Origin of the sequence: Bacillus sp. FSL W8-1143 (assembly GCF_037965155.1) — a bacterium.
Lineage (GTDB): Bacteria > Bacillota > Bacilli > Bacillales > Bacillaceae > Bacillus > Bacillus pumilus.
On the sequence record NZ_CP150182.1, the window covers coordinates 866529 to 888411 of the forward strand.

The 21883-nt window shown below is 40.7% G+C and carries 20 protein-coding genes; 15 read left to right on the forward strand and 5 right to left on the reverse strand.

Translation table 11 applies throughout. From position 1 onward, the window contains the following. Positions 1–400: 400 nt before the first annotated feature. Genes NSQ36_RS04120 through NSQ36_RS04130 form a run of 3 tightly spaced genes read left to right on the forward strand, consistent with a single transcriptional unit; the run spans position 401 to position 7490 of the window. A complete protein-coding gene (locus NSQ36_RS04120) occupies positions 401–6547 on the forward strand; it encodes a SpaA isopeptide-forming pilin-related protein (RefSeq protein ID WP_339206860.1) in 6147 nt (2048 codons plus the stop codon). 21 nt (positions 6548–6568) lie between these two features. Continuing rightward, complete coding sequence (locus tag NSQ36_RS04125) at positions 6569–7171, forward strand: class D sortase (protein ID WP_012009295.1); 603 nt, start codon at positions 6569–6571, stop codon at positions 7169–7171. After that, the gene (locus NSQ36_RS04130) at positions 7164–7490 is read left to right on the forward strand and encodes a hypothetical protein (RefSeq protein WP_212046493.1); all 327 of its coding nucleotides are present in this window, start codon (positions 7164–7166) and stop codon (positions 7488–7490) included. The genes NSQ36_RS04125 and NSQ36_RS04130 overlap by 8 nt, the downstream gene beginning before the upstream one ends. Before the next feature lie 53 nt (positions 7491–7543). On the opposite strand, the gene NSQ36_RS04135 is transcribed toward NSQ36_RS04130, so the two are convergent. The 3 genes from NSQ36_RS04135 to NSQ36_RS04145 all read right to left on the reverse strand — a co-directional run bounded on the left by NSQ36_RS04135 (position 7544) and on the right by NSQ36_RS04145 (position 9055). Continuing rightward, positions 7544–7858, reverse strand: coding sequence for a multidrug efflux SMR transporter (locus tag NSQ36_RS04135; RefSeq protein ID WP_003217878.1), 315 nt, complete (start codon positions 7856–7858; stop codon positions 7544–7546). Next, a complete protein-coding gene (locus NSQ36_RS04140) occupies positions 7859–8203 on the reverse strand; it encodes an SMR family transporter (RefSeq protein WP_003217798.1) in 345 nt (114 codons plus the stop codon). It abuts the gene before it with no gap. A 273-nt stretch (positions 8204–8476) separates the two neighbouring features. After that, on the reverse strand, positions 8477–9055 hold the full coding sequence (locus tag NSQ36_RS04145; protein WP_034620888.1) for a TetR family transcriptional regulator: 579 nt from the start codon (positions 9053–9055) through the stop codon (positions 8477–8479). A 173-nt stretch (positions 9056–9228) separates the two neighbouring features. On the opposite strand from NSQ36_RS04145, the gene NSQ36_RS04150 reads away from it, so the two are divergent. The 7 genes from NSQ36_RS04150 to NSQ36_RS04180 all read left to right on the forward strand — a co-directional run bounded on the left by NSQ36_RS04150 (position 9229) and on the right by NSQ36_RS04180 (position 16666). Then, positions 9229–9777 (forward strand): VanZ family protein, encoded by a 549-nt coding sequence (locus tag NSQ36_RS04150; RefSeq protein WP_212046492.1) that lies wholly within the window; start codon positions 9229–9231, stop codon positions 9775–9777. After that, on the forward strand, positions 9774–10238 hold the full coding sequence (locus NSQ36_RS04155) for a DUF6884 domain-containing protein (RefSeq protein WP_137055510.1): 465 nt from the start codon (positions 9774–9776) through the stop codon (positions 10236–10238). Before NSQ36_RS04150 ends, NSQ36_RS04155 begins: the two co-directional genes overlap by 4 nt. A gap of 150 nt (positions 10239–10388) precedes the next feature. Next, a complete protein-coding gene (locus NSQ36_RS04160) occupies positions 10389–11018 on the forward strand; it encodes a rhamnogalacturonan acetylesterase (protein ID WP_137055509.1) in 630 nt (209 codons plus the stop codon). A gap of 154 nt (positions 11019–11172) precedes the next feature. Beyond that, positions 11173–12216: an NAD(P)/FAD-dependent oxidoreductase gene (locus tag NSQ36_RS04165; RefSeq protein ID WP_106030233.1), complete on the forward strand. Its 1044-nt coding sequence runs from the start codon at positions 11173–11175 to the stop codon at positions 12214–12216. A gap of 70 nt (positions 12217–12286) precedes the next feature. Further along, positions 12287–13870 carry a helix-turn-helix domain-containing protein gene (locus tag NSQ36_RS04170; protein ID WP_212046490.1) on the forward strand — a complete coding sequence of 528 codons (1584 nt, stop codon included), beginning with the start codon at positions 12287–12289 and terminating at the stop codon, positions 13868–13870. 138 nt (positions 13871–14008) lie between these two features. Then, complete coding sequence (locus NSQ36_RS04175; protein ID WP_050944759.1) at positions 14009–14938, forward strand: ABC transporter substrate-binding protein; 930 nt, start codon at positions 14009–14011, stop codon at positions 14936–14938. Positions 14939–14950: 12 nt separating this feature from the next. Next, positions 14951–16666, forward strand: coding sequence for an ABC transporter ATP-binding protein (locus NSQ36_RS04180; RefSeq protein WP_050944758.1), 1716 nt, complete (start codon positions 14951–14953; stop codon positions 16664–16666). Positions 16667–16745: 79 nt separating this feature from the next. Here NSQ36_RS04180 and NSQ36_RS04185 read toward each other — a convergent pair whose 3' ends face one another. Beyond that, on the reverse strand, positions 16746–17072 hold the full coding sequence (locus tag NSQ36_RS04185) for a YnfA family protein (RefSeq protein WP_050944757.1): 327 nt from the start codon (positions 17070–17072) through the stop codon (positions 16746–16748). 333 nt (positions 17073–17405) lie between these two features. Here NSQ36_RS04185 and NSQ36_RS04190 point away from each other — a divergent pair, with 333 nt between their 5' ends. From NSQ36_RS04190 to NSQ36_RS04210, 5 genes are all read left to right on the forward strand, one after another. Continuing rightward, positions 17406–17972 carry a sigma-70 family RNA polymerase sigma factor gene (locus NSQ36_RS04190; RefSeq protein WP_050944756.1) on the forward strand — a complete coding sequence of 189 codons (567 nt, stop codon included), beginning with the start codon at positions 17406–17408 and terminating at the stop codon, positions 17970–17972. After that, entirely contained in the window at positions 17969–18715 is a 747-nt protein-coding gene (locus NSQ36_RS04195; RefSeq protein ID WP_137055503.1) for an anti-sigma factor, read from the forward strand. Before NSQ36_RS04190 ends, NSQ36_RS04195 begins: the two co-directional genes overlap by 4 nt. 690 nt (positions 18716–19405) lie before the next feature. Beyond that, positions 19406–20431, forward strand: a complete 1026-nt coding sequence (locus tag NSQ36_RS04200) for a zinc-binding alcohol dehydrogenase family protein (RefSeq protein ID WP_339206865.1) — start codon at positions 19406–19408, stop codon at positions 20429–20431. Further along, positions 20428–20955, forward strand: coding sequence for a YfiT family bacillithiol transferase (locus tag NSQ36_RS04205; protein ID WP_339206867.1), 528 nt, complete (start codon positions 20428–20430; stop codon positions 20953–20955). The genes NSQ36_RS04200 and NSQ36_RS04205 overlap by 4 nt, the downstream gene beginning before the upstream one ends. Before the next feature lie 12 nt (positions 20956–20967). Then, positions 20968–21249 carry a hypothetical protein gene (locus tag NSQ36_RS04210; RefSeq protein ID WP_106030241.1) on the forward strand — a complete coding sequence of 94 codons (282 nt, stop codon included), beginning with the start codon at positions 20968–20970 and terminating at the stop codon, positions 21247–21249. A 22-nt stretch (positions 21250–21271) separates the two neighbouring features. Here the strand turns inward: NSQ36_RS04210 and NSQ36_RS04215 are convergent, their stop codons facing one another. Further along, on the reverse strand, positions 21272–21751 hold the full coding sequence (locus tag NSQ36_RS04215; RefSeq protein WP_003217817.1) for a MarR family transcriptional regulator: 480 nt from the start codon (positions 21749–21751) through the stop codon (positions 21272–21274). Between the last annotated feature and the right edge of the window lie 132 nt (positions 21752–21883).

Below are 21883 nucleotides of genomic sequence, written 5' to 3' on the forward strand. Positions count from 1 at the left end.
TATGAAAGGGAGTAGAAAGGAATGCGATTTATATAATGCTGAACTGTCTCACCTTACATACGATATGATACATGCTTGTTTCATATGAACGAACCATATGTGAATACATGCTTATATATGCATGTACACATCAGTTATTGTTCATTCCAGTATAAATAGAAAAATTCACATTTATTCTTTTCACGATCCTCTCACTATTCCTCATTTCTATAGACCCCTATCCAGTTATTATATCCACTACTCATGATTCCCTTTCAAGCTCATGATTGATCAACTCATTTTATTCATAGGGTCTTAAGGTGCAAATTTTTAGAAAATATTTTGATCAGAAGCGGAGTGATTGATCTGACAGTATACAAATGATTTTTTTATCATGGTTGAAAATTAATTTTAGAAAAGGGTGGATGTATTGAAAAGAATATTGTCATTGGCTCTCATCGCGGTGTTAGTCATACAGTCTAGTATATTAGGAATCTTGCCTTTAGCAGGGGCACAAGCAAAAGAAAGCCAAGAAAACATTTATGGAGATATTGAGTTTGCTGATAGCGAAGGAAACAAGTTATCAAACATGGAAGATCAGCAAGTCAGAAAGGCAATTGTCCATTGGTCGATAAAAGGAATCGATCTAAAAAAACAATATCCGTATGTTCTCACTCTTCCTTCAGCCATACAGGTAGAGAAGGAACAGAAGGAACCCATTACTGTGGGTGACATACTTGTTGGTGAGTATACCGTTTCAAAACAAAATGAAGTAACGGTCATATTTAAAGAAGATGTTGATCTTGATCCAAATTTAGAAGGATCAATAAACATAGATGTCACCAGTATAGCTGAGCCAAAAGAGAAAACAAAGCAAAACGAGCGTGAAGAAAGCCTTCCAAAAGATGACTCAACCTCATCTGAAAAAAACGATAAGAATCAAGAAGCCGCTCAAACGAAACAAAGCGATGAAGATGAATTACTAAAAAACAAAGTGAACGTATCTAAGCGTTTAGGGCTGCAAAGTGTTTCAAAACAAATACAGATACAAGAAAATCTTCTCACTGATGCAAAATTAATTTTTGAAGATCAGGAAGGAAATTCAGTTGATAAGCCTGACATCAACTCGCTTATTTCCATTAACTATGAGTGGGCGATCCCAAATGGTCATAGCTATAATGGCGGGGATGAATTCCATTTCAAGGTTCCAGAGGAATTAGTGATTTATGAAAAAATCGATCGTCTCGAGATGAAATTTAATCAGGTAACCATTGGTTATTTTTCTGTAGATGAGAGCGGAAATGCCTCCATCGAATTCACTGACTTTATCAAACAATATTCAAATATCCATGGAACACTTCAAGTGTGGACGCAATTAGATCAAAAAACAGTCATTACTGAAGAAAAAGAAGTGGTCATTACCCCGATTGAAGGCAAAGATACGATATCGATCCCGATTCAATACATTCCAAATGGTCCAAACGTCTCTAAAAAGGGAGAACCAAATCGATCTTACAATGCTGAAACCATTCAATGGACAGTCGATTTTAATATGGACTTAGACGATGTGAAACAAGCGAGACTTTTAGATCCGATTCAAGAAGGTCAAGCGTTAAAGAAAGATTCAATCAAGCTTTATCGTGTTGATACAAAGCTAAATGGTGAAACATCGCTTGGTCAGCTGCTTGACGAAAACCACTACACAATTGGCCAAACAGCAGATGGTCAAGATTTCACGATTGAATTTAAAGATGACGTGCATCTAGCTTACCGTTTAATGTATGAAACGGACATTACGAATCAAGATCAGTCTGCGTTTCGTAATAAAGCGTCCCTTGTATCTGCTGATAAAGTGATTAGTTCAGCAGAAGGAACAGTGAATGTGACAAGAGGCAGTCCTTTAAATAAAAAAGCCGCCCACTACGATCCAGTCAAACAAACAATTACGTGGGAAATTCGTTACAACTATAACGAAAAAAAGATTGCTGAAAAGGATGCTTTGTTAGAAGACTTCTTTAATGGCACACAGGCGCTGATTTCTGATTCATTTCAAGTCAAGGAAGTCACAATTGATCAGAATGGCAAAGAATCAGGAACAAAAGCATTTGAACATTATGTGGTTCAACCTCAAAAAAAGGATGAACAAAACGGGTTTACCTTGCAATTCAATCAAGATATTCAATCGGCTTATCTCATCACATATCAAACAAAAGCAACCGAGCGGATTTTCGAAGCTGAAGAGATTATCAATACTGTAACAGCTGGCAAAGAGAGCAAACAAGGGAAGCAAAGAATTGATCAACAAATCCTAACGAAAAATCATGGAACACCGAATTACAAGAACAAGACCATTCCATGGCGTATCACCTTCAACAAAGATCAACAAACCATGAACAACCTGATATTAAAAGATACGTTTACAAACGAAGGATTGACGCTGCAAAAAGATAGTTTAAAAGTGACGACAGGTAATACAGTGCTTGAAGAAGGCACAGATTATCAAATAGTTGAACATGCAAATGGATTTGATATTCAATTTACGAAAGAAATCAAGACAGAACATACCGTCACATATACAACGTCTTTTGATTATGAAAAAAGAGCAGATAAAGATCAAAAGAACCTGCGTAATCATGTAAAGCTTGAATGGGTAAATGAAGATGGCAAGGATTTGACGAAGGAAAATCAGTCTGTCTTCACGCCTGACACATACACGCAGTCAAATGGTTTCAAGAACGGAACATATGATGCAAAGAAAAAAGAGATCACATGGAATATCGGTGTGAACTATAACTTGAAACATTTAGAAGAGGCGAAAATCGAGGATTTCATTCAAGGAAATCAGCGTTTGCTAAAAGATTCAATCACCGTCTACTCGCTTGATTTACAAGGCGGGGAAAATGGAGCGGAAGAAAAAGAGGTATTAGCGAAAGAACATTATGACATCAAATTCCTTGAAAATGAAAAAGGAGAATCAGGCTTCGAAGTCATTTTCAAACATGCCATTGATTCCCCATACAAAATCACGTATCAAACAAGTGTTGAAGGAATGGATTTAGTACAGAAAACCTACGAAAATAAAGCGACTCTTTTTGATGGAAAGACGAAAGAATCAGACGTGAATGCTGTGGTGTCCATTCCAAATGGAGGGAAATACACAAGCAAATCAGGAAATCAACAAGGGAAAGTCATTGATTGGAAACTGAATATCAACTTTGGTCAATCAACAGTCCAAGATGCGACGATTATAGACCATCCGAGCAGTAACCAAGCGATAATAGAAAACTCATTTCATCTCTATTCGACGACAATAGATGAAAAGGGGCAAGTGACCAAAAAGGAAGAGCTGGAAAAAGGGAAGGATTATGAACTAGACCTTGAATTCGATCCAGATTCTTTTCAAATCAAATTTAAAGAAGAAATCACGAGACCATATATTTTAGAATACCAATCTCTCATTTTAGATAAGGTGGGAAGTACACTTCAAAACGAAGTAACGTTTAGAGGTGAAAATGTAAAAGAAATCAAAAAGGAATCCGAAGCCTCAATTGTGGTCAAACGCACCGCTGGTATGGGAGATGGCACAGGAGCGATTGGCGCTTTAACCATTAAAAAGGTAGACGCGAGTAGTGGAAAAGCGCTAAAAGGAGCAAGCTTTTCTCTGACAGATGCTGCGAGCGGTATCGTCATTGGAACAAAGACAACAGATGAAGAAGGAGCTCTTCGATTTGATCGTCTTCTGTATGGTGACTATATCGTGACAGAAGAGAAAGCACCTGATGGTTATATTAAGACGAAGGAACCAATCAATGTAACGATTGATCAGCCCTACGAATCAGGAGATCAAGCGAAAACAGGAAATAGCATGACGGTGCAGAACCAAGAAATCCGCCAGCATGTCAAGTTAACGAAAAAAGACAAAGAGACGGGTGCGGCATTAGAGAATGCTGAATTTGAACTGAAAAATGAATCTGGAGATACCGTCCAAACCCATTTGAAAACGGACGAAAAAGGAGAAATCCTTTTCAAACATCTTGAGCCAGGTTCCTATTATTTTGTTGAGACAAACGCACCGAAAGGCTATCAATTAAATCAGCAAAAATGGCCGTTCACAATCAAAGAAAATCAAACAGAAACAACGATTGTCACTGCAGTAAATGACATCATCAAAGGCTCTGCTGAATTGAGCAAAATAGGTGAAGGTGGAGAGAGACTAGAAGGTGCACAGTTCAAGCTCTTAGATCAAGATGGGCATGAGCTAAATGGTTCGCTTGTTACAGGAGAAAATGGCAAGATCACGATAAACGAACTAAGACCGGGTACGTATCAGCTCATTGAAACAAAAGCACCTGATGGTTATGTATTAGATGAAACACCAATCAAATTTGAAGTACCACTCGATCCAACAGAACCAGTCATCATTTCACAAAAGAACCTATATGAAACAAGTGCATTAGAAGTGATGAAAGAAGGGGAAGATGGTAAGAAGCTTCAAGGTGTTCGATTTGAAATCACGGATCAAAATGACGAAGTTGTACGTAAAGATTTGACAACAGATAAAGATGGGAAGCTTTTGGTCGATAACCTCAAACCGGGCAAATATCAGCTTGTAGAGACAGAGAGTATTGATGGTTATCAAAAGAAAAATAAACCTTATCCGTTTACCATCGAAATTGCACAAAAAACACCGGCAGAGATCAAAGTGATCAATGATCTCAAAACTGGAGCTGTCGAGCTCACGAAGCTTGGTGAAAAGAATGAAGTGCTTGAAGGAGCAGAATTCAAGCTTGTAGATGCAAATGGAAAAGAGATGAAAACAGGTCTCGTCACTGATCAGAACGGGGAAATCATCGTCAACGATCTTAAACCTGGAACCTATCAGTTTGTTGAAACGAAGGCTCCATTCGGTCATGAGCTTGACGAAACACCTGTCACTTTTGCTATTCCATTTAACCCTGAGAAGCTGGTCAGTGTGACAAAAGAAAATAGCCGCACAACAGGCGGAGTGCTGTTACACAAAAAAGGCGAAGATGGGAAATCATTAGAAGGGGTTGTCTTTGATCTATCTGATGCCAAAGGAAAGATAGTGGCAGGAGGAGAAGGGATTACAACCAATCAGGATGGAGAAATCACCTTCACAGGTCTAAAACCTGGAACCTATCAATTTGTTGAAAGAAAGAGTCTTGAAGGCTATGAATTGAGTGCGAAACCACTTGTCTTTGAAGTTGAATTAGGTCAAAAAGAATGGATTCAAGTGGAGGCCATCAATCAGCTCAAGAAAGGTTCTGTAGAACTAACAAAAATAGGGGAAGAAAAAGAAAGATTGAAGGGCGCAGAATTTACACTTTTCAATGACGATGGTAAAGAATTGATGTCAGGTTTAACAACCAACGAGAAAGGCATCATCACTGTCAACGATTTGAAACCAGGCGCTTACCAATTGGTTGAAACGAAGGCTCCTTTTGGACATAAACTTGATGCAGAACCAGTAGACTTTAAGATTGATTTCAATCCAAATCAACTGGTGAAAGTGACAAAAGAAAATATTCGGACGACAAGTGCTGTGAAGCTTCAGAAAAAAGGGGAGGATGGTCAGTTGCTCGCTGGCGTGACCTTTGACCTGATTGATGCGCACGATCAGCGTGTGAAGAAAGACTTAAAGACAGACAAAAACGGTCAACTGACAGTCGATCAACTGAAGCCAGGAACCTATCAATTTGTCGAAACAGCAAGCATTGCCGGCTATGAATTGGATCAGACACCTGTCTCATTTACGATCCGTTTAGGTCAAGACAAACCAGCAAAAGTAGAAATGATCAACAAACTGACGCCGGGAGCAGTGGAACTGACCAAAGTGGATGATGAGGGACATACGCTCGAAAATGCAGAGTTTGCTCTTCTGAGTAAAGAAGGGAAAACGTTGAAGAAATCACTTGTAACCGATCAAAAAGGAAAGCTTCGCATCAACGATCTAAAACCGGGAGAATATCAATTCGTTGAAACGAAAGCACCTCATGGCTATCAATTGGACCATAAGCCGATCCTGTTTACAATTGAAAAAAATCAGCAGAAGCCACTTCAATTAACAGCGAAGAATCACTTGATCTTAGGAAGTCTGCGTATCATAAAGGTAGACCAGCAGACAGATAGAACTTTAAAAGGTGCAGCCTTTGACATTCGTACAAAAGCCGGGAAAACCATAAAATCTGTGACAACAGGAAAAGACGGAGAAGCCATTGTCAAAGGGCTTAAACCTGGTGAATATACACTCACAGAGACGAAAGCTCCAAATGGTTATGTAGCTTTAAAGAAACCACTCATCTTTACAATTCAAATGGGCGAAGTGGAGATCAAGACATTGATTGTGAAAAATGCTCCAGTGAAGAATGAAGAGGACCACACGAATCCTCCAGCCTCACCTAAAGGGGATCAACATCCACCTCATGACTCAAACGGTGAGCTGCCAAAGACTGGAGAAGAATGGCTGCGTTATATGATGTATGCAGGGATTTTACTAGTAGTTTCTGGAACTGTTCTTCTTGTTCTTAGAAGAAGAGCCATTCAGTAAAAGGAAGGAACGAGTATATTGATGAAAAAAAGAACCTTATTAGGCAGCTTTTTGGTGGTCGCGGGGCTAATGCTCATCTCCGTTCCTTTTATATATGAGTGGCGAACTTCTCAAGAGACAGCAGCAATGGAACAGGCATTAAAGATGATTGAAGAAAATGACAGTGATGCCCTTTCTTCTATTCCACATCTAACTGTGTCAGAAGAAGACCTTCGAGATGTGATGGAGCTAGAGATCCCGTCAATTGATTTAAACGAAAAAGTGCTTCCTGTTACATCAAAAGAAAATTTAGGTATTGCACTGACTCAGATCAAATCTCATCAAATGCCAGGTGAAGGAAATTTCACGATTGCAGGCCATAGAGGGTATAGAGGCGATCGGCTTTTCAGGCAGCTGCCAGAGGTGCCGAAGGGAGAAAAAGTCGTCTTACATCATCAAGCTGAAACATATGAATATAAAATTGTCAGCTCAGCTACGATTGAACCGACGGATGTTGATGTACTAAAGGATCGCGGGAAAAATGAACTGACATTGATCACTTGTACTCTTGATGGTCAGAAACGATTTGTCTTAAAAGGAATACGAATCAATGCTTCAAAGGGTGAGCAACCGTCGGATGTATAACACCAATATAATAGATGATGGATACAATGGAAAAGCAACGCTCACGACCGACATGTTACACCAATTATTATCAGAGCATTATCCAACATTAAAAAACGAACGTTGGGATGTTGATGTAGATACAATTCGGACTTCGCCTATTCTTCATCCTATATTAAAAAGAAAGCTTCCAATTGGTATCGAAAAATTCACCTGTGTGTTGTTCACGCAGCAGACACCAGCTTTTGGAGAACCTTTGATAGTGTACTTTTTATTAGATGAGAAAGGCGAATCGATTTACGCAATGGATCTCTTGCTCGAGCAGCATGATCCACATTAAACGAGAATTAAAAAAGGAAGGGGCTTTGACTCCCTTCCTTTTTTGTCATTCAATTACGCAAATAACTTCAGCCCAACGACGCCAATCACAATCAGCAGCAAGCTGAGTATACGAATCATGTTTTTCGGTTCTTTAAATAGAATCATATTAAACAAGACAGAGCCCGCCGTTCCAAGTCCAATCCAGACCGTATAGGCAACGGATACTTGAACGGAAGAGAACGAGGCATATAAAAACAAAAAGGATAGGGCAAATCCGCCGACAAATAAAATACCTGTCGTGATTTGCTTTTTCTTACTAAACATATTGAGGCCAATGGTTCCGCCGATTTCGCAGGCAGAGGCTAATAGTACAAAAAACCAGCCCATTTATACCGCTTCTCCTTTCTGCTCATGTGCATCTCCATCAGACACTTTTAGTCCAATAATGCCGAGAATTAAAATGCCCATAAATAAGAGCTTTTCTAATGAAAACGAACCGCCGAACAGCGCGTAATCCATCAAAGACGTACCAATCGTTCCAACTCCGGCAAACACGGCGTACACGGTCCCTGTCGGCAGCTTCTCGCAGGCTTTCATTAAAAAATAAAAATCAACCGGGATCAGGCAGATAATGATCGCCCACTCCCACACCGCATCAGCTCTATTTAAACCAAACACCCAAAGTAATTCGAATAAACAAGTGAGTGCGACATACATCCAGCTTTTTTTCATCGTATTTCCTCCTAAAACTCAAAACTGACGATTCGTCATTTTAAAACCAAAAAAGAACATACAGCAAGTGCTGTACTCAGATTGTTGACAAAGGGCTAAAATGAACTTTATTTTAGCCCTTTGTCTTCTTTTCAGCGTGATAGAAAACCTTTGCAGTCTAGGAAGGACGAGTACTGGCGCGGAGCGAATTTGACATTCGTGAGCACCAGCACGCAGGACTGACACCGAATGCGCGGGTTTGTCTACACGCCGTACAGCAAGTGCTGTACTAAGTTAAGGTGTCTCTATGCCAAGTGCGTAAAGAAGAAATTGCTTCACCTCTCGCTTTTGAATCAGAACCTCTTCTGTATCTGTTTCTGTAAACAAGTACATTTGCTCAGCAGACGATTCAAGTAAACCGATAATGAATTTGGCTGCATATTGACAGTTCAAATTCGCACGGACCCTTTTGTCCTGCTTTGCTTTTTCTAAAAAAGCAGCGACCCATTTGTAAATCGGCTCATAAATATCTTCCCATTCCTTTAAATGCTCCGTGGCAGCTAAACCTGAGTAGGTTAGAGCAAGGACGTCACGGTATTGTCTTGTAAAAGAGAAGATGAATTCAACAAGCGCATCTGCTTGATCGAGGACATCCGCATGCTGAGTCAGTTCCTTTTCAATAGCGGGAACCATCTGCGAGATGAGATGTTCTGCGATAGCAGGCATGACAGACAGCTTTGAAGGAAAATATAAATAGTACGTTCCTTGCGCCACTCCTGCTGCTTTCACAATATCCGAAATGGTCGTTTTTTCGATTCCTTTTTCTTTAAACGCATCAATGGCAGCAAGCATAATCTTTTCTCGTTTCGACACATCATCACCGACCCTAAATGACTGAATGTCAGTCAGTTTAGCGGAAAACTGACGATTTGTCAATATGGGTGTCTCGTCATTGAATAGGAGAATAAGTGATGAATAGATGAGGGCAGGCCTGAATAAGCTGTAAATATGGTCAAGCATCATGTGAGAAAGGGGCAGCTCTCCGTATGACATTCAGTGCGATGTTTTCCATTACTTATTTTCTCTTGCTCGTCCCGCTCTATTTACATATGAGATACAGACAGGCGAAAAAGCAAAAACGATTTATCTATTTACGAACAGAAATCGTTCTTGCCTGTCTGTTTATGTATACGAATGTTTTATTGTATTTGACGGTCTTTCCAAATCGTTTTTCCGCACCAAGGGATCAGGTGAGTGTCAACCTCATGCCTTTGCAGTCCATTTATCAAAATCTCCATGCCTATCATCACGGCTATCCCAATCTTGTTTTTTTAAATTTGGCAGGGAACATTTTGTTATTTGTGCCACTTGGTTTTTTTCTCTATCAGGCATTCCGAACCTTGCGCTGGCAAAAGGCGATTCTTGCTGGCTTTTTCTTGTCAACAATGATTGAAGTGCTTCAATGGGTATTCTCGCAATCTGGTATGATTACAAGAAGCAGCGATATTGATGATATTCTATTAAATACACTCGGCACAGCGCTAGGTTGTATGTTGTATCGAATGTATCGACGAAGGAAGGAGAAAATCAATTGAAGCGAGTATGTATCATTCCATGTGGGGCGAAGAAAATTTGGGACGTCCATCCAGAGGCAGGGAGCCAGCCAGCGAACCTCGTTTATTTAAGTCCGCTGCATCAGCGTACGAAGAGCTATGCCCAAACGTTCTTTTCAGACTGGCTGATCATATCAGCGAAGCATGGATTCCTAAAAGCAGATGATATCATTCATGAAAATTATGATGTGGCTTTTGGTACACCGCATGCTGATCAGATAACACGTGAAGCACTAAGGCAGCAATTTCATGAAAAACATCTCACTGCATATGATGAACTAGTGATACTAGGTGGAAAGAAATATCGAAAGGTGATCGATCCTTTATTACTTCCTCATCAGACAGCGATTTATCCGCTAGCTCCATATAAAGGAATTGGCTACATGCTTCAGGCGTTAAAGCAAGCCGTTGAGACAAAAGTAGAACTTCCGCCGAATATTTAACGCATTCACATCTACCGGTAAGCAGGGGTTTGATCATTAAAAAGAGAATGAATGAAGTAGCGATGCTGATTGTTTCATATCTTTTCAGCAGCCACTAGGATGTCCGCATCGCTTATAAGAGTGGCTATATGAACAAGGGGGCGTATGAACATGACAACCATCTATTTAGCTGGTGATTCAACCGTTGCATCTTACCCGGATCGTCCTGTTCAAGGAGGATGGGGAGAGTTTTTACATCGCTATACAGCGCAAGGCGTGAGCGTCGACAACCGCGCAATCGGTGGAAGAAGCTCAAAAACATTCATTGAAGAAGGACGGCTTGATAAAATATTGGCTGACATTCAGCCTGGGGACTGGCTGCTTACACAAATGGGGCACAATGATGCTTCAACGGAGAAGCCCGAACGGCATACAGATCCTTTCACGACGTATAAAAGCTATTTGTCTCAATATATTCACGGAGCAAGAGCAAAAGGCGCTACACCGCTTTTATTAACGCCAGTCGGCCGCTTTCATGAAAAAGACGGAGAATATATCAATGATTTCCCTGATTACTGTGCCGCTATGAAAGAACTAGCTGATGAAGAAGAAGTCCTTCTTGTTGATTTAAATACGGCAAGCCTTCAATTTTATCAAATTTCCGGCATAGAGAAAACGACTTCTTACTTTATGCTGTCAACAGGCGTAGAGGATCGCACGCACTTTACAAAAGAAGGAGCAGATGCGATTGCAAGACTTGTTTCGCTTGAATTAAAAGACCTTGGATTAGCGATTGTGTGATGGATGACAGGACGAGAAAGAGCTCGTCCTGTTCTTTTTTTTGCAGAAAGCTATTGATTCCCTTCACCAGAGTAGACTACAATAGGTACATATGATAATGAGAATCAATATCACTTGTAAATAGATCAATCGATGAAAAACTGGAGGGACTCAAATGACAGAGCAGCTTGAATTGTTTGACGTCACCATTATTGGCGGCGGTCCAGCAGGAATGTACACCGCCTTTTATAGTGGGATGCGGGATTTAAAGACAAAGGTACTGGAGTATAACGAAAGCCTTGGTGGGAAAATCCTACTGTATCCAGAGAAAGTCATTTGGGATGTAGGTGGATTAGTGCCAACAAGAGGAGAGCAATTAATTAAACAGCTTGAACAGCAAGCTAAAACATTTGAACCTGTCATTGCATTAAATCAAAAAATAACAGACTTTCATCGCTTAGAAGATGGAAATATATTGATTACGTCCGAAAATGGTGATCGCCATTTAACCAAAACCTTGATTTTGGCAATGGGGCACGGTATTCCAGTTCAAAGAAAGCTGGAGGTTGAAAATGCAGATCGCTATGAAGTAACAAACCTTTATTATACGGTTCAGGAGCTCAAAACCTTCGCTGGAAAAAGAGTCGTCATCTCTGGGGGCGGCGATTCTGCGGTGGATTGGGCAAATGCCCTTGTGCCAATTGCGAAAAGTGTTACTGTTATACACCGCAGAGATATGTTTGGTGGACATGAAAAAAACGTGGCGAATATGAAAGCATCAAGTGCACGTATTTTAACCCCACATGAATTAACTGACCTACATGGTAACGGAAAAGAAATCGAAGCTGTCACTGTTCAGCATTTAGAAACAGGTGAGAAAGAGCGTATTGAAACAGACGCAGTCATTGTCAACCACGGCATGAAAGGCGATTTAAGTGTTCTTGCAGAATGGGGATTAAAGCAAGGTGAATGGGGACTCATTGAAGTGAATGAGCAGATGGAGACCAATTTACCAGGTGTGTATGCAGTAGGTGATTTATGTACACATAAAAGCAAGGTTCGCTTGATTGCAGGAACGTTTGTAGATGGTGTGAACGCACTAAATAGTGCGAAATTATATATCGAACCAGATGCGGAGAAAGTGGCGTATGTATCTTCTCATAATGAACGTTTTAAGGAAAAAAACAAAGAATTGCTGGCAGCCGGTGCGAATCGCTAAAAAAACAAAACAAGAAGGGTGGTGCCGCAACGGCATCACCTTTTTTATCGCTGAAAGGAGGTATCTGAAGATGAACGCACAAATGGAAACGATGCTACATATGAAAAAGAAAATTCAGATGTGTCTGAAAGCAAAACAAACGAACAGATGGCAGACAAAATCTCCAAGCGTTTTAACAGCTGATGGTACCGTTGTCATTCAGCTAGAAGGAATGGAGTACGAGCTTGACGGTGGGGATAGCCTGTTTATACGATCTCACATCCCCGTTGTCATCCGTTCTTTATCTAATCAGCAAGTCACAATTTTTGCTGTTTCATTTGAACATTACATGCTCACAAATGATGCTGATGATGAATTAATTTATAAAATCAATTATGATACCCTGCCTGATAACGGGCAAGTGGTGATGGGCTCACCGGTATTATTTCATCATATTAAACGTTTAAGTGATCCCTCTTATTCAGAAAGTAGCCAAGTGAAGCTACTAAAGCTAGTACTGCAAATATTCCAGCAACAAAATGAAAAAACAATTCATGCTGATCATTATTCAATTCAAATGATTCTTCAATACATTGCAGAGCATTACCAACAAGAACTGACCCGTAAGGACTTAGCACATAAAATGGGCTTTAATGAAAGCTATTTCTCTACTTTTTTTAAGAAAAGCGTTGGAATGAGTGTCACAGATTATATTGCACAAATTCGAATAGATGAAGCAAAAAAGCTATTGTTCAAAACCGATGAACAGGTTCAGGCGATTGCACAAAGAGTAGGCTATACTGATAGCCTCTATTTCAGCAGAAAATTTCGTCAAAAAACGGGCAGATCGCCTAGTCAGTATCGACTGAGCCGCCAACCAAAACGAATTGCCGCTTTTCAGTTTGTAGGCTCTTTGCTTGCGCTTGGAGTGAAACCAATTTGCATGGAAGAAGATATTGCTCTTTATTCAGATGTGCTTCAAGGTCAACTCAGTGATGTTATCGTCATTCATGAGCATACACCTGACGACGTTTTGAAGGACATGAACTTAGACCTCATTTTAATGCCTGATTATTTCTATACAAACATAGAATGGATGAAACGCATGGAGAAAATCGCTCCTGTGCTTGTTTTTCCATATAGTCGCCTGAGTCCTGTAGAGGAGGTACTTTGTTTAGGTAGCCTCATCGGAAGGAGCGAAGAAGCAAAGCAATGGGTGGAGCGTTATGAGAAGCAAGCACAGAAGGAAAGAGCTCGCTTGACGCCATTTTTGAAAAAAAAGGAAACGGTTGCTTTATATGAAGTAAGGGGACATGACAAGGTGTATATGTGGTCTTTTCATGCGAGAGGAGCAATCAACCTATATAAAACGTTGGGGTTGAAGCCCCCTGAAGCCATTCAAGAGGAGGTGCTGAAACCGGATAAACATGTTGTGATTCCGCTTGAGCGTTTAGCAGATTATGCAGCAGATCATATGTTTTTTATTGTGGCTGTTCGAAATGGATGGTACAGACATATGGACAAACGTATGAAGGAAAGTGATGTCCTGCGTAATTTACCCGCAGTGCAAAATAATACATTCTACCTGTTAAAACTAGAAGAATTTAGATTTGGTGAAGGGGAACGGGCGATAGAAATCATGAAACGATTCTCTCAATTTTTAATAAAAGAATAAGAGTTTCTAACAATTGTCCATAAACAAGTTATGACGATTATCCATAGACCGATAGACAAGCGGTTGATAGAATACGAGAGACAAATAAATGATAATGATTCTCAGTGATTCATCATGATATGGAGGAGAAAAGAAGTTATGAAAAAACAAGGCATATTTCTTAGTTTAATAGCTTTAGTGTTGTTATTCGCACTAGCAGCCTGCGGTCAAAAGGAAGAAAGTAAAAAAGCCGAAGAAAAAACAAAAACGGTTGACACAGTGAAAGGCAAGGTCGAGATTCCAGCAAATCCAAAGCGTATTCTCGTAGATGGCTATTTGGGTAGTGCTGTTGCACTAGGGGTAAAACCGGTTGGTGCCACAACACAAGATTTAAAAAACATACATCTCAAAGGCAAAGTGGATGGTGTGGCAGACATTAGTGATGAACGCTCCGCCGAAAAGGTGGCAAGCTTAAAACCAGACCTCATCATTTCAGCTGTAGACGATGAAAAGGTACTTGACGTCTACAGAAAGATTGCCCCAACGATTGTTTATCCGTTCGGTGTATTTAAAAATTCACAAGAAGAGATCACTACATTAGCCAGCATCTTGAATAAAGAAGAAGAAGGAAAAGCGTTTTTGAAAAAATTTGATCAACGTATAGAAGCTGCTAGAAAGAAAGTGAAAACAGTCATCAAAGAAGGCGAAACAGTGTCAATCTTGGGTGCATTTAAAAATGATGTCTATGTGTATGGGAATGGTATCTATCGAGGTGGACAAGCACTTTATGAACAATTGCAGCTTCAGCCGCCAAAAGATGTTGCAGACACTGTTTTAAATGGAAAGTCAGGATTTGAACATATTTCATATGAAGTGCTACCAAAATATGCAGGTGATTATATATTTGTTGATGAAGCCAACGGAGGTACGTTCGATAAGAACAATTCAATATGGAAAAGCTTAAAAGCGGTGAAAAAGAATCAAGTACATGACTTGGATATTACGTATTTCTGGCCATTTGATCCAATAGCTATCGCCAATCAAGCAGAAAAATACGTTGAGATATTGACAGAATTATCTCAGAAGTAAGGGGGCTGCTTTTTGTTAAAACGATTTTTCTCCTATTACAAGCCATATATGGGGCTGTTTATATTAGATTTTTCCTGTGCCGTCATAGCGGCACTACTTGAATTATCATTTCCACTCGCGATCAGTATGGTTGTAGATGACCTTCTCCCAAACAGAAACTGGGAAATGATTCTCATCTGGAGTGGAATTTTACTGGCAGTCTATGTCGTCAGCTCAGCAATGAATTATGTGGTGACATATTTCGGACATAAGCTAGGTATCAATATTGAAACAGATATGAGAAGTCAGCTATTCACCCACGTACAAAAAATGTCTTTTCGATTCTTTGATCAAAAGAAAACAGGAAAGCTTGTTTCACGCATGACAAACGATTTAATGGATATTGGTGAAATCGCTCACCACGGTCCTGAAGATTTATTTATTGCAATGATGACTCTTACAGGTGCATTTGCCTTGATGCTATCAATTAATTGGCAGCTTGCCGTCCTCACGTTTCTCATTGTCCCATTCTTAATAGGGCTATCGGTTTATTTTACGAAGAAAATGTCGATTGCCTTTGATCACATGTTTTCAAGTATTGGTCAATTCCATGCAAGGGTTGAGAATAATGTGAGCGGAATTCGAGTAGTGAAGGCATTTGGGAATGAAACGCACGAGGTGGATCGCTTTATTGAACACAATGAACAGTTTAAACAAACGAAATTAACCACATACAAAATGATGGCATTACACGCTTCAATTAGTCACCTGCTTATGAAGGGCGTCACCATCTTTGGACTTGTATGCGGGACATGGTTTGTGATGCAAAAGAATATGACCTATGGCGAATTCATTTCATTCGTCCTGCTGTCTGGAATCTTTTTAGGACCTATTCAACAAATTAATTCAGTCATTGAGACGTATCCAAAGGGAGTCGCAAGCTTTAAGCGATTTGTTAAGCTCTTAGATCAAGCCCCAGACGAAAAGGACGTCCCTGATGCGATTCATGTCGATGGGCTAAAAGGTGAAATTACATTTCATGATGTCAGCTTTGGTTATGAGAAGGACAGTTTGATCCTTGAGCATATTAATCTGGAGATCAAACAAGGGGAAACGGTTGCCATAGTAGGTCCTTCCGGTGCTGGTAAATCCACGCTTTGCAGTTTATTACCAAGGTTTTATGAATGGCAATCTGGAACCATTACGATAGACGGAATTGATAGTAGACAGATGAAGCTGTCTTCACTGCGCCAACAAATTGGAATAGTCCAACAAGACGTCTATTTATTTAATGGGAGCATTCGAGAGAACATTCTTTATGGAAAACTTGATGCAACTGAGGATGAAATATGGCAGGCAGTGTCAAAAGCAGAGCTAAAAGAACTCGTCGAATCCCTGCCCGAAGGTCTTGAGACAATGATTGGTGAAAGAGGCGTCAAGCTGTCAGGTGGACAAAAGCAGCGTGTATCAATTGCACGTATTTTCCTGAAAAATCCACCTATTTTAATACTGGATGAAGCGACCTCATCACTAGATACTGAAACAGAGGCTTCGATCCAACGATCACTAGAAGAGCTTTCAGAAGGTAGAACGACGCTAGTCATTGCGCATCGCCTTGCAACTATTCAACATGCAGATCGAATTGTGGTTGTGACAAAAGGTGGCATTGCAGAGCAAGGAAATCACAAAACATTACTAACGCAAAATGGCTTATATAAGCGCCTTTATGAAACACAATTCGGGGCATAAAAAGTCCATTAGAAGAAATGTGAAAGCCGGCAAAAGAGCGCCGGCTTTTTTCTCATGACATGTATTGCAATCTTTTTCCCTAGTTTCTAGGGGCAAAGAGCATCATACTCACACCTATTAAACAAATAAGAGCGCCTACCCAATCGTACAAATCAGGCGTTTTTCGATCGACCCACCAGCCCCAAAACACAGCAAGAACCACAAACACACCGCCGTAGGCCGCATAAACTCGTCCGAAAGTCGGGAACTGCTGGAAGGTAGGGATGACCCCATAAGCGACGAGGATGAGGCTGCCGGCGATTCCATAGCTGACAGGTCTGGCTTCGCGCAGCCAAAGCCACACAAGATAGCCACCGCCAATTTCTGCTATTCCTGCTAATAAAAAAAGAACGATCGTCAACATCATGTAAGGACACTCCAATTCATTTCGTTACCTTCTATTATGACATGTTGACATTGTGAGGGACATGAGAGTTTGCTAAAATCAACTGAACAGAGAATGGAAACACATGGATTCTTGACTTTTCAGATAGAAGTGATCCAAATGGCCTTGCTTTTCGTACAGTAAGTACATTCTCATGAGGAGCACACTTCCTTTTTCGGCGCTCTTTTTTTCTCCTTTAAAAAAGAGTAAAGTACAAAGTAGGCTTATTTCAGCAAATCGAGTGATAAGCAATACGTGAAGGATTTCATGATGAATGCAGCATGCTCTTTCTCATGAAAAAGGAAGGAGATGACCATGGATACACTGAAAGATTCTGAGCTGTATCACAAGATCAAATTTGATCGTCACAAGCCTTCGCTTGAAGTGCTGTATGATCGCTATGAACGTGTGTTATATTCGTTTATTTATAAAATGACTGGAAGTCGTGAGCTTGCGGAGGAAGTGCTGCAAGAAGTCTTTATCAAGCTCTGGCGCGGTATAGGAGAATACCATACGGATAAAGGCAAATTCTCCTCGTGGTTATTCATGATGTCACGCAACACAGCCATCGATCTCCTAAGAAAGCACCGGAACGAAACGGCACTAGAAGATGAGCATATTGAATATTTAGCCGATCATCAAGAAGATGTATCAAAGGAAGTTGAATGGAACGAGGAAAAACAAATCATACGTGAAGCAGTATCTACATTGTCAAAAGAACAGCAAACTATCATAGAAGATGTCTATTTTAAAGGAATGACACAAAAAAGCATTGCTGAAAAACTAGGCATCCCCATTGGAACGGTGAAGGGAAGAGTTCGATTGTCATTGAAGCACTTACGGACGAGACTGTCTCGCGGAGGAAAGGAGGAAGAGGCATGACTCAGTGTAAACATCAAGTGATTGATTATTTCAACGGGCATGTACAAGGAGAAGAAAAAGCACAATTTGAAGAGCATCTCAAGAACTGCTCAGCTTGCAAAGAAGAGCTTGAAGAATTGACATCGCTCATGTCTGACATTCCATTTCTAGCAGATGACCAAACACCTCCGGCAGGGATGAAAGACCGTATTTTATCCCAGGTGTTTGAAGAAGAGACGGTCGAAGAAAAGAATAGCCATAGAAAAGACCTCAAGGCAGCACATGAACCAAACGAGATGAAACCACTGCAAAAAAAACGTAACCAATGGCTATTGCCACTTGTTGCCGCACTGCTTCTTATTTCAGCAGCTGGAAACGTGTATTTCTTATCGAATGGAAAAGAACAGGCGGAAGAACCTGTCAGGGTTGTAGCGACAAAATCACTGGCATCAGCCGCATCACCAAAAACAACGGGTGCTTTTTCAGTGATTGAGCATAACGGCAAAAAAGAGCTGGTGGTGAGTGCAGACGGATTAAAGGATCAGCTTGATTCATCTGCTGTTTATCAAGTGTGGCTCATTAAAGGAGATCAGCCGGTACCAGCTGGTGCCTTTAAAACAGATAACAAAGGAGAAGGAACCGTCACCTATGCATTATCAGAAAAAGAAGCGAGCGAATCATGGGATACCGTGGCAGTCACCCTTGAACCAAAAAAGGATAACAAACTGCCGCAAGGACCTGTCGTACTAAGCGCTGCATTTTAAATGTGATTCAGGAAGGATGCCTTTGGGGCATCCTTTTTTGATAGGCAAAGGGAACTTTTTGGCAGATAAGACGTAGTACATATGGAGGTGAAACAGATGAAACCATACATAGAAAAAGAACTATTTCTCTTATCAGTGAGACACGCATGTATGGCATGCTATTTTTTAGTGTTTCCGTTCGTTGCTCAAGTCCTTTATACCCCATCACCTTTATTGATCGCCCTCATCGCTCTTTTTATGACTCATAACTTAGTAGAATGTACCATATGGTTTTATAAATCGAGAAAGATCAGGAAGCACCAGTCTGGTGATCTATCGAAACGAGGACATGTCTTGACCCAGATCATGCAAAGGCTGGAACAAATGATAATGATCGGTTTTGTTATTTTCTTTATCACTAAATGGATGCAAGGGGCAGCTGATAGCCTAACTCTGTCACTAGCTATTTTTCTATTAATGATCTTTTTCCTTCAGCACATCCAGTTTTATTACGTTCAGCTATTTTTTAAATCCAAAAGCTGGTTCTCCTATGTTCCTTCATGGCAAAGAACTCGTCCTTCTTATATAGCGAGGGAGCGAAAGGCTTTGAAAGGGTCCTAAATGTGCAATCACTCGTTTGATCTATCCATAAACATCAGAAAATTATGATAAAATGTGGAAAAGAAGCATGGTGAAAGGGAGTGCGAGCGAGTGAAAGCTGTTGGACTATTGGAGTACTTACCGATTGAGCATGAGCAAAGCTTGATGGATCAGGAAGTAGAAAAGCCTAAAGCAACGGGCAGGGATATACTGGTGAAGGTAGAGGCTGTGTCAGTGAATCCAGTTGATACGAAGGTGAGATCACCGAAGGATCAGAAGGAAGAAAAACTGAAAATTCTTGGCTATGATGCAAGCGGTACGGTTGTTGAAGTTGGCGAAGCGTGTACATTATTTCAGCCTGGTGATCAAGTGTACTATGCGGGAGATATCACGCGTCAAGGCTCAAATAGTGAGTATCAGCTTGTGGATGAACGGATTGTGGCAAAAAAGCCTGCCAATCTCTCCTTTGCAGAAGCAGCCGCGATGCCTCTGACGACAATTACGGCATATGAAGCGTTATTTGACCGGATGCATATGAAGCGAAATGCAGAAGGGGCAACACTGCTCATCATCGGCGGTGCAGGCGGAGTAGGTTCTATCGCCATCCAACTAGCCAAATTAGCAAATGCCACTGTAATCGCCACCGCATCAAGACCTGAAACAAAAGAGTGGTGTCTGTCATTAGGTGCTGATCATATCATTGATCATCATGAGCCGCTTCTCGCGCAGCTCCACGAAAAAGGAATAGGCGAAGTGGATTTTATTTTATGCCTAAATGATATAGACGGACACTTCAAAGGCATGGCAGAAGCCATCAAACCGCAAGGCACGATCTGTACCATTGTCGAGAATCAGCACAACCTAGACATTCAATTACTCAAAAATAAAAGTGCTGCATTTGTATGGGAGTTCATGTTCACACGCCCTATGTACAAAACAGCGGACATGATCAAACAGCATGAGCTTTTAACAGAGGTGGCTGAGTTATTTGAACACGGGACATTAACGCATACGTTAACAAAGGTTCTCAGTCCGATCAATGCCGCTCATTTGAAGCAGGCACACCAAACCCTTGAACAAGGAAAGATGATTGGCAAATTTGTACTAGAAGGATTTGAGAAAGGGGAGAGGGTATGACGTCATTACAATATCCGATTGGGTTATATGAACCGGTTGAAAATAAAACAAAGGAACAGCTAGAGTCATGGATTGATCAGTTGGGTGCGATTCCACAAGAATATGAAACAGTCACCAATCAATTGACAGATGCTCAGATGGATACACCCTATCGGCCTGGAGGATGGACCGTCCGTCAGCTCATTCATCACGTAGCAGACAGCCATCTGAATGCATACTTACGATTCAAGCTTGCGCTCACAGAAGAAATACCGCACATCCGTCCATATGATCAGGCGGGATTCGCCGAGCTTCCAGATAGCAAAGCGCCCATCAGCCTATCACTGCCCTTAATCAGCAGTCTGCATCGCAGATGGGTTACATTACTTCGAGGGATGTCAGAGGAAGACTTCACTGCGTCCTATTATCACCCAGCCGATCAACAAACGGTGTCCTTATATGATGCAACAGGTATGTACGTCTGGCACTCAAAGCATCATCTTGCCCATATCACGGAATTAATCAAAAGAAATCAATGGAATTAAAGGAGTAAACACATGTCTGGTAGAAGAATTGTCGGCGCCATGTTTATTTGTATGGCGGCATTGTTTTATATAGCAAAATATGTTCTTTTTGAGATACGCTATAGTAACAGCTTAGGCTCGGAAAGAACGATTGAGGAACTTGAACAGATACTGCCTGGCGGTACGTGGATCAGTATCTTTTTTCTTATCATCGGTTTAGGTTATCTTTTATGGGACGACAGGGAAGTCATTCGTAAAAATCTCTTCACCCCAGATCGACAAGTAGAAGAACTAAAAAAGACGGATCTCAAGTGACCGTCTTTTTTCCTTTTCATGTTTAGCCGCGTTCAGGACGCAGTGCTTTTTCTAAAATAGCCAGCCCTTCGTTGACTTTTTCTTTTTCCTCGTCATTGAGCCGTTGCAGGGAGTTTTTGATTTTTTCGTGTCCTTTTTGATAAATGCTTCTAAAAATATTTTTCGCTTCCTCTGTTAGTTCGACGACAATGATTCTACGGTCACGCTCAGAGTGTTTTCGTTCAACAAAATGAGACTGTTCTAACCGGTCAAGCAGGCCTGTCATATTGGACAAAGAAGCGCCCATTTTTTCAGCGATTTCGGATACCTTGAGAGAGCCATGGTTATTGAGTAGCATGAGTACCTTCATTTGAGGCATACTCATATCAAGCTTCATCCATTCTGACACATCTCCAAGACCTGCAGCTGTGAGTACTTTCATATAGAGCACCCATGTCTTTTTTTCCTCTGGAGATAGAATCTCTTCTTTTAATACGGTGGTGTCATGAATATTATATTCCACGCTCGTTCACTTCCTTTAAGCGGCTCTTTTCTCTATATTACTGATTTTCACTTCTAATTGAAAGGTTCGACAAGCTTTTGAATGTTAAACTGCATGAATCAAGTGGTATTTGTTGTATAATAATGGTCAGTC